Source organism: Vibrio sp. 10N.261.45.E2, assembly GCF_002875705.1.
Taxonomy (GTDB): Bacteria; Pseudomonadota; Gammaproteobacteria; order Enterobacterales; family Vibrionaceae; genus Vibrio.
The window spans coordinates 6,722-14,447 of the sequence record NZ_MCZZ01000038.1 but is presented as its reverse complement, the minus strand read 5'-3'; the positions used below and the strand labels follow the sequence as shown (position 1 = coordinate 14,447).

11 protein-coding genes and 1 pseudogene are annotated in these 7,726 nt (G+C 41.1%); 8 read left to right on the top strand and 4 right to left on the bottom strand.

Annotated elements, in window-relative coordinates:
* Positions 1 to 250: 250 nt before the first annotated feature.
* The 5 genes from BCT34_RS02180 to BCT34_RS02160 all read left to right on the top strand — a co-directional run bounded on the left by BCT34_RS02180 (position 251) and on the right by BCT34_RS02160 (position 2,765).
* The gene (locus tag BCT34_RS02180) at positions 251 to 1,261 is read left to right on the top strand and encodes a hypothetical protein (RefSeq protein ID WP_076652157.1); all 1,011 of its coding nucleotides are present in this window, start codon (positions 251 to 253) and stop codon (positions 1,259 to 1,261) included.
* On the top strand, positions 1,258 to 1,797 hold the full coding sequence (locus BCT34_RS02175) for a hypothetical protein (RefSeq protein WP_076652154.1): 540 nt from the start codon (positions 1,258 to 1,260) through the stop codon (positions 1,795 to 1,797). Before BCT34_RS02180 ends, BCT34_RS02175 begins: the two co-directional genes overlap by 4 nt.
* A gap of 109 nt (positions 1,798 to 1,906) precedes the next feature.
* Complete coding sequence (locus BCT34_RS02170) at positions 1,907 to 2,164, top strand: type II toxin-antitoxin system Phd/YefM family antitoxin (RefSeq protein WP_076652152.1); 258 nt, start codon at positions 1,907 to 1,909, stop codon at positions 2,162 to 2,164.
* Positions 2,152 to 2,454, top strand: coding sequence for a type II toxin-antitoxin system RelE/ParE family toxin (locus tag BCT34_RS02165; protein WP_076652149.1), 303 nt, complete (start codon positions 2,152 to 2,154; stop codon positions 2,452 to 2,454). The genes BCT34_RS02170 and BCT34_RS02165 overlap by 13 nt, the downstream gene beginning before the upstream one ends.
* 53 nt (positions 2,455 to 2,507) lie before the next feature.
* Complete coding sequence (locus BCT34_RS02160) at positions 2,508 to 2,765, top strand: hypothetical protein (RefSeq protein WP_076652146.1); 258 nt, start codon at positions 2,508 to 2,510, stop codon at positions 2,763 to 2,765.
* A 116-nt stretch (positions 2,766 to 2,881) separates the two neighbouring features.
* Here BCT34_RS02160 and BCT34_RS02155 read toward each other — a convergent pair.
* The 3 genes and pseudogenes from BCT34_RS02155 to BCT34_RS02145 all read right to left on the bottom strand — a co-directional run bounded on the left by BCT34_RS02155 (position 2,882) and on the right by BCT34_RS02145 (position 5,277).
* Positions 2,882 to 3,305 (bottom strand): annotated as a pseudogene (locus tag BCT34_RS02155) (phage protein).
* 464 nt (positions 3,306 to 3,769) lie between these two features.
* Positions 3,770 to 4,486, bottom strand: a complete 717-nt coding sequence (locus tag BCT34_RS02150) for a hypothetical protein (RefSeq protein ID WP_076652143.1) — start codon at positions 4,484 to 4,486, stop codon at positions 3,770 to 3,772.
* 332 nt (positions 4,487 to 4,818) lie between these two features.
* On the bottom strand, positions 4,819 to 5,277 hold the full coding sequence (locus BCT34_RS02145; protein WP_076652141.1) for a helix-turn-helix transcriptional regulator: 459 nt from the start codon (positions 5,275 to 5,277) through the stop codon (positions 4,819 to 4,821).
* Positions 5,278 to 5,395: 118 nt separating this feature from the next.
* Here BCT34_RS02145 and BCT34_RS02140 point away from each other — a divergent pair, with 118 nt between their 5' ends.
* Genes BCT34_RS02140 through BCT34_RS02130 form a run of 3 tightly spaced genes read left to right on the top strand, consistent with a single transcriptional unit; the run spans position 5,396 to position 7,254 of the window.
* The gene (locus tag BCT34_RS02140) at positions 5,396 to 6,529 is read left to right on the top strand and encodes a phage/plasmid replication protein, II/X family (protein WP_102300405.1); all 1,134 of its coding nucleotides are present in this window, start codon (positions 5,396 to 5,398) and stop codon (positions 6,527 to 6,529) included.
* 9 nt (positions 6,530 to 6,538) lie between these two features.
* Positions 6,539 to 6,814, top strand: coding sequence for a G5P family DNA-binding protein (locus BCT34_RS02135; protein ID WP_016767415.1), 276 nt, complete (start codon positions 6,539 to 6,541; stop codon positions 6,812 to 6,814).
* A gap of 14 nt (positions 6,815 to 6,828) precedes the next feature.
* Positions 6,829 to 7,254, top strand: coding sequence for a hypothetical protein (locus BCT34_RS02130; RefSeq protein ID WP_231111404.1), 426 nt, complete (start codon positions 6,829 to 6,831; stop codon positions 7,252 to 7,254).
* Between the two features lie 204 nt (positions 7,255 to 7,458).
* Here BCT34_RS02130 and BCT34_RS24725 read toward each other — a convergent pair whose 3' ends face one another.
* Positions 7,459 to 7,590, bottom strand: coding sequence for a hypothetical protein (locus tag BCT34_RS24725; protein WP_277869170.1), 132 nt, complete (start codon positions 7,588 to 7,590; stop codon positions 7,459 to 7,461).
* Positions 7,591 to 7,726 lie beyond the last annotated feature (136 nt).

Sequence of the window (7,726 nt, the reverse complement as noted above, 5' to 3'; positions counted from 1 at the left end):
TGGACATGTTCCTTATAAGGCATGAGTAGTTCTAAATAGTTGAATTTGAGGGTAAGAAATACCAACGTCGTTTTTACCCTTTGCGTAAAAGCTGCAGCCGTAAGTCTGTTGTAGAGTGGGGTAAGTCTTGGGACCTAGTCGGCTAAACGAAGCGTTAAGTGCGAATAAAAACCAGATACTCACATTAAAAAATATGGGCTTAAGTGCCCGTTATTGTATGTAACATTTAAACTATGTTAAGTGACCCAATATGGCTGCGAAGAAAGAGAAACCAAAAAATAGAACTGTCTACTATTTCCGCTGTGAATTTGCGAAAATCGATGGGGTAAAAGTTCAAAACACCCTTGAAGTAATGGCAAACATTGCATGGAAGAAATTGAACTCCACTCAAGAAAGAACGTTTTACATTGGTGACGAGCGTTCTGTTGTTGGGATGAAGTTGTCTAGTCGTAAAGCTAAGTTGAGACATGGCGATAAGGATTGTACTTTATTTTCTGTTGGGCTTTATGAGGAAGGAGCTTCCGCTAATACAATAAATAGACCGTCAAAAGCTAGAGCTGAGCTTGAAGTTAGTACATACGATGCACCTCTAGATCAAGAGTTTCTTGATGGGGAAGGATTCGTTTGTATTCTTGATAATCACTTAATTATGAGTCCGGCAGCGACATTTCGAGCAAGCGCTATTAATGGCTTTTTAGAATTACTATTAGATAAAGGTGGCTATGCGAAAGAGTCCGGCGTTATGGATATTCAGCAGGTCGCTGATATTGATGCAGTAAAGACAATTGAAGATGAAGGTGTCAGCAATATTGTCGTAAATGCCGTGTCATATTTGTCTACTTTGGAGTACATTAAACGTATGACTCCGAAGGAAAAAACCTCAGGGAAGCTAAAGAAAATTACGCGTATGGTTACAAGCATGTTGGATGTATTGCGAGAGGATTATACAGATGCTGAAATCCTCGAGAAAGAAGGGCTTAATGCGCGTATTGTAATTTCTCACGATGGCCGTGCGTCGGGTGATGATGCGGACGTTGGCCAACAACATGCGAAGAGTACCGCAAAGTTACTAGCATCGACAGACGTCGGTGGATATGTGATAACCACTAAAAATGGTACTAAGCTAACTAATGAAGACACTGTGTTGAAACATACCGTGAAGGTGAAACGACATGGTAAGTCAGTCGATAGAGACAAGATGTGGCTACAACTTGTTGAGTCACTAGAAAAATATGAACGCGAAGGTATTCTAGAACAATGAGCGATTGGAAAAAGTACAGAAGAAAATCGATCTACTTGCTACTGACTCTTGTTGGTAGTGGTGCTTTTTCTATACTTTTTCAACCACTATTAACGGATAAAGCGCTTGATGTCTTAGTTAATATCTACTCAATATTAGCTGGTTTCTTAGTCGGGGTTATTGCTCTTATTGGTGACCCAAGCTCTTTACCTACAGGCTCGTGGCGTGTGGCGGAAAGCTCCACTAAAAATACCTTTCGTAGGCTCAATAGCACTAAAAACTTGCTTTATGTCTATCTCATAACACTGTTTGCTATATTCTCATATAAGCTTCTAGCAGTGCCTGCGACGATTGATGTAGTTAAAGGGCTCCCATGGGGAGCTGAAGTATTGCCTTTCCTTGTAGGCATCAAAGTTTTTGTTGAGCAATTTATATTGTTTTTATCATTTGTTGCTTTTTCATATTCGTTTACGCTTCCGAATAGCCTATTCAATATTCAGAAGAAACGTGTAGAGAAAGAGATTGATAACCGCAGAGAACAGGCAAATATCAAGTGATGTACTTGAGATGAATTTGAGACTAGAAAGGTAGTATTTTTAGATTCTAAACTTGTTAGATTAAAAGTGATACAATAGTGTCACTTTATTGTTTTTTGGAGTCATTTTCATGAAAGTCGAGCTCGTTACTTCCCTTAAGCGTCAAGCGACCCAAATCCTTGCCGACCTACACGATACCAAAGAGCCCGTGTTGATCACCGAGCATGGCAAACCTTCTGCGTATTTGGTTGACGTTGATGACTACCAGTTTATGCAAAACCGTTTGGCTATCTTGGAAGGGATCGCCCGCGGTGAGCGCGCCATTTCTGAAGGCAAAGCGCTGAGTCATGACGAAGCCAAAGACAAGATGTCAAAATGGCTGAAGTGATTTGGAGTGAACCCGCGTTATCGGACCTGAACGATATCGCGGAATACATTGCTCTTGAAAATTTGGTCGCGGCCAAACAACTCGTTCAAAACGTCTTCGACAAAGTCGAACGCCTCGTCGACTTTCCTGAATCTGGGCGTCTGCCTCCCGAACTCGAGCACCTCAATTATCGTGAAGTCGTGGTCAACCCTTGTCGTGTTTTTTACAAGCAGGAAGATAACAAGGTTTACATCTTGTTTGTGATGCGCGCTGAGCGAGATTTACGTCGATTTTTGCTGAGTAAACAGTAAAGCGTTTTTGCCACGTCTGGTAGGCTGATGGTCTATGCAGACGGGAGTTCAACATGGCGAAAAAGAAAAAAGCACTTCAATATCCACGTACCACTAAACCAGTGCCTTCATGGACTGAGGCCAAATTGGTCACCATTCGACGACACCGTATCGAGGGTGAATTGAGCTTCGGCGTATCGACTATCTCCCGGCAGCAAGTCTTACCTAATTATGAGCGCGTTTGGGAACAAACTCTTGTCCAAGAAGCGTACCAACAAGCGATTTCTGAGCTGCTAGAGCAGGGCAACGTCCTGTTAAGAGTCGAAGACTAAATAGCCCTTTAGATTATCAGTCAAAACTATTGCGGATTAGATAGGTTAAGTTTGGTCGCAAGTTGAAGCTTCTGGAGAGCGAGTAACGTTATTGCGTGTGGGTGTTGTACCTAGTCTTATTTGAATTTGGCAGGCACCCAAGGTTTCGCAGGCATACGGCGACCGCCACGAAATGGCAATGGGTGCTCTTTAGGTGGGTAGAACTTTGGGGAATCAATTCGACCGTGGCGTACGACGAGCTGACGATGTTCGTCGCGCCAATACGCAAAACTGAGCAATTCTTTCGGATTAAACTCGCGTCGTTCAGGCGTGATCAAGGTGGCACGGTCAAAGTGAACCCTAAATCCATTCCAACGATGGTCTAAAGGCAAGTAACCTCGAGCGTGGATGTTCATCAATTTTTCAGGCCATCGGGTTCACAGGGACTTCACCTGAGAGCCAACGTTGGACCGTGATCGGTTGAACGTGAAAAAAGGCCGCGGCGTCGTGGATATCATCAAAGTGATGATGCACGAGATCCGCAAAGTGTGGCGTGAGCATGTGATCTCCTTCAAAAATTAAGACAGCGCGCAAAGTTTTTTTCCTCCTCATAAAGTGTGTTTGTAGTAGAAAGTCTCTGGAAACGGCGACACGTCAGCGTAAAAATCAGAGACACGAAAACAAAGTATAGCCAACAATATTGGACTCAACATGCATAAACGTTCAGCTAAAATCCATAAAACCAACGACATTAAGGGCTTAATCCGGCGCCGTGTGCAAAATCTGCAAGGACTAAGGTGCTAAAACCCCTCAGATTTTAATTTCCATCACTACGTATTATGGGTCTAAATTATGTTTAGAGGTTTGCTGAAAGCCTGAATGAAGTCAAACGTGGGCGAGGGACATGCTCAATTAGAAAGGTCAGCTTGCTGACCTTTTTTAATGCTCATCGTGAGAATCGTTTTACGATTGAAGCCCGTAATATAATTTGCACAATGCGCACTGGCTTCAATTTTAAATACTAGCTACATCGGAATTGAATCTACAACGTTAGATGCTTTTTCTAGTAAATTAGAGCCTTTTTCGATTGCTTTAACTACTTTTTCCACTTTATCTATTCTACTAGCCCAAATTCCAAACTTGTCGAGAGTTCTGTCATACCAACGTTGTTGAGTTTCGATTTCTGATGATGCTTTTATTTCATTGATTAATACGGTCAACTCTTCAAGACTTTGTTGAGTTAGGTTAAAAATCTCACGATGCTCTTTGAACGCTTCTTCTAATGAATCAAGGCGCTCATTTAAAATAGTATGCTCAGATGGCGAAAAATAATTGTCTGGGTCTGCAATGCATTTCTCCAAATGTGGAGAAATGAGCTTCTTTATTTTTTGAGCAGTCTGCTCAATTTCTTCTTCTTTGATTGCTGTTATTTCTCTAGCAGCATTAGCTACCCAATCGGAAATAGCGGATTCACAATGGTGAAGAGAGCTGTTGATTACATCTGCGTTGAGTCTATCTGCGGGAGCAACTTCAAACTCCGCATCTTGAAAGTCGTCACTGTAAGCTCTGAAATATATTTCATCTTTGTAATCCCGATGTTCAAGAGTAAAGATCATGTCTCCCTCAAGATCTGAGAACTTAGTTTCAAAATCATAGATATCCAACTCATGCATAGATAGGAATTGGCCGAACTTCTTTTTAATATTGCTGCCGAATGCGCGATTAAGCTTTTGTGTAGTCATGATGTAATTTCTTACTCTATAAAAATCGACTCATTTTCCCTGCTATAAGCTTGCTTGTAGAGAGCAAATGAGTGGACAAGCGAAGCGCGTCAGTAGGACTTGACTCGCCGGAAGGTACACTATCTTTAATAGTGTACTCTTGTTTCATTTTGAAACGTTCTGAGTATTTTGGGGAATCAAAAAATAGGGCACTTCTTGGTATATAAGGGAACTATCTAACCCCCCAATCATGATGAGAGAGAGGCAGGTTTTGGGAGGCAAGCGTAGCGCGCAAAACTGGCTCTCTCAGGTTCGGGTTCCTGTAACACCCGAATTAAGTCCGGAATTCCGGATTACGGTAACCGTTCCCAGTTAGACTCACCACTTAGCTCTGCTTTTTCTTGAGCTTTAAATGAAACCTCATCTGGCACATTTTCCATGTCTTTGATGTTGATACCGTGCTGCTTTCGCATCATTAAATCTAGCTCAGAGAGAAATTCATTTTTGTCTAAAATGAATTTGTGAAGAATAGATGTAAAAGTGACACTATCAATATACCTTTGCATTGATGCGACAGTTTTCATGAACTCTACTTGTTCGTGAGCATCAACGTCGAATAATTCACCACGGCAAATCTCCATTTCACTAACTTTTAAGATTTCGGCTAAGTTTTTGATATTACTAGCCTTAGGCTCGTTTTTCCCATTTTCCCATTTCATGTATGTTTGGGGGGTCACACCAACAAACTCTGCAACATCACTTTGTTTTAAACTTAGTAGGTCTCGCCTAGTTTTAAGTACATCTTTAAGCATCCGAAACTCCTGTGAATATCATTTTTAATAATTATACATGCTATTTTTCATACCCCAGCTTTACATGTCTAAAAGTAAAGTTTAAGCTGTGATAAATCATAGTTGACAGGGTTTTTACATTGTTCTTATCGACCGTTTATTCATGCAACAAGATCATCATTCAGGCGGGCTTCCGCTTGTTGGTCGTCATGTTATTGAGCGAGTTGACTTGGAAACTGGTGAGAAACTCCCTCCCTCAGTGAATCAAAAAATACTTGAGGGTTCTTTCAGTACAAAGTTGACGATCAGATGTGATGGATACCGTGTAAGAGTTGAAGGAAACCCATCTCGCTGGCAGCGTCAGGACAATCTTTTTGGACTCGAAACTATCGAGCAGTGTGTGGAAATCTATAACCATATTTTATCCAAATATGACCTACCACCATTTACAAAAAATACGCGCCTATCACATAGACAATCCCCTGATGGTAAAGCTTCTTCACTTGTAGGTGATGGGGCTGAAATTACGAGTATCGACTGGACTCGAAACATGTCAGTAGGCAAGGGCAGTGAACAATCTTTTATACGAGGAATGTCCTCAATCCAAATGGGACGCGGTCGTAAACCAAAACTCTATCCGGATGGTACTAGTTGCTACTGGGGCGAGGGTTCAGAATGGGAGGTAATTAAGCTATATACAAAAGGCGTCGAGTTACGCCGTCACATGAAAAAAGTCAAAAATCTAGACGCTGATACACTTAGTTATATCAATCAACTAATTGAATACTGTGAAAAAAATGGAGTCGTTCGACTAGAAAGTAGCTTAAGGCAGAAGTTGTTGAAGAGATACAACCTGCAATTTTACGGCTACGTAAAAGAGCATGACTTCTTACCACACTTACAAAACTTCGAGAATGCTATGAACACAATATCAGTCTCACATGATCACCACGAAACGATAGCTCAACAACTTTTATCTTGTGGGGTTGTCGATACAGTTCGCAAAGCAAATACAACCATGAATTACTTCACGTTATGGCAGAACGGCACTGACCTTAGAGAAACACTGAATCGCTCTCAGTTCTATGAACATAAAGCCAGATTGAAAAAAATCGGTATCGATATCGGTCAACAGTTCGATGTCTCTAGAATGTGTCCAACGTTGAAGCGTTCGAAAGAAATAGAAGTTCAACCATTACTGGTACCTGCTTGGTATCAACTACCAAAGGCTGCGCAATCAAACGTGCTGCCGTTTAAAGCTTACGTAGCTTAAGGAAAAGATATGTTGAAAGTCGAAATCTTCCCAGAACACGAACAACCAATCACAAGAACATTACCAGGCAAAGATGGTAAACAAGCTAGAACGATAAGAGAACAAATCGGATATGCATATCTAGGTGGTAAGTTCCCAGTCGAAATGAAGCTATCGTTACAAGACGACCAATCTGCATATAAATCAGGAAACTACGAACTTGATAGCTCAAGCTTTACCGTGAATAACTTCGGTGGACTGGAATTAAAACGCTTCGGCATAAAGCTCGTGAGGTCGATGAAATAATGGAAGATCAAGTCATGAAATCTGATGAACTCCAAGAAGTCATTAACTGGTTACACAACGATGTAGATAAAGCCGTTGATGATGCCAATGATGTAGTTGCCAAGCGTCAGTACAAAAAAGTCTTCGACAGCTTAGAGTTACTAAAAGAAATGCTGCTCATGAGTGAGTCCAACAATAACTATGTACAGATGCTCGGTTATCGAGATGACACAGACCAAGTTCAATGTATGGTGTCGAATGTTGTTGGCTTAAACTTCCAAGAAGTGAATGAACTTGCTGATGAGATATTCTTGGTTGGTGACTGGTTCATGTCAGTTACAAACGTTGATGAAGATGAAAACCACAACGTAAAAATCTATGGACCATATGAGACAGACCAGCAAGCAATGGAGTATGCACGTAAAACCTTGTCAGTAACAACGTTCAGAATCTCTGTATGAGCCCAGAAGCCCCTTAAAAGCAAACTAGTCTAAGTGCGTATTATGGGTTTAAATTATGTTGAGCGGTTTGCTTTGCTTAACTGAATAAGAACGTGGGTGAGTAACATGCTCAATGAGGAGGCCAGCTTGTCTGGCCTTTTTGATGCTCGTTGGGAAAATCGTTGTTAGAAGTTAACCTGTAACATAATTTACACAATACGCATTTTATTCTTTTTCTTTTTTGTGTTCATTTTTCTTCAGCGATATGAATTCCTTTAATTTTTTCTTTAAAGCTAATTCTGTACATGGGTCTGATCTATCTTTTGTTCTAACTGTCTTTAGAGTCATTCCTTTCATCGCTCATACCTTTCGTAATTAAATTGTGTGTTTTGTATTTGGGAGGGGGCCCCACTTGTGGGGTGGGTGCCCGAATACAAACCGCATTTGTGTCTGTGATTTTCTTGAGAGTACACTATCTTTAATAGTGTACTCT

Bases quoted from the DNA above. Each gene is read 5' to 3' on its own strand.
- BCT34_RS02180 (WP_076652157.1), top strand. From the start codon at position 251: ATGGCTGCGAAGAAAGAGAAACCAAAAAATAGAACTGTCTACTATTTC.
- BCT34_RS02175 (WP_076652154.1), top strand. From the start codon at position 1,258: ATGAGCGATTGGAAAAAGTACAGAAGAAAATCGATCTACTTGCTACTG.
- BCT34_RS02170 (WP_076652152.1), top strand. From the start codon at position 1,907: ATGAAAGTCGAGCTCGTTACTTCCCTTAAGCGTCAAGCGACCCAAATC.
- BCT34_RS02165 (WP_076652149.1), top strand. From the start codon at position 2,152: ATGGCTGAAGTGATTTGGAGTGAACCCGCGTTATCGGACCTGAACGAT.
- BCT34_RS02160 (WP_076652146.1), top strand. From the start codon at position 2,508: ATGGCGAAAAAGAAAAAAGCACTTCAATATCCACGTACCACTAAACCA.
- BCT34_RS02150 (WP_076652143.1), bottom strand. From the start codon at position 4,486: ATGACTACACAAAAGCTTAATCGCGCATTCGGCAGCAATATTAAAAAG.
- BCT34_RS02145 (WP_076652141.1), bottom strand. From the start codon at position 5,277: ATGCTTAAAGATGTACTTAAAACTAGGCGAGACCTACTAAGTTTAAAA.
- BCT34_RS02135 (WP_016767415.1), top strand. From the start codon at position 6,539: ATGTTGAAAGTCGAAATCTTCCCAGAACACGAACAACCAATCACAAGA.
- BCT34_RS02130 (WP_231111404.1), top strand. From the start codon at position 6,829: ATGAAATCTGATGAACTCCAAGAAGTCATTAACTGGTTACACAACGAT.
- BCT34_RS24725 (WP_277869170.1), bottom strand. From the start codon at position 7,590: ATGAAAGGAATGACTCTAAAGACAGTTAGAACAAAAGATAGATCAGAC.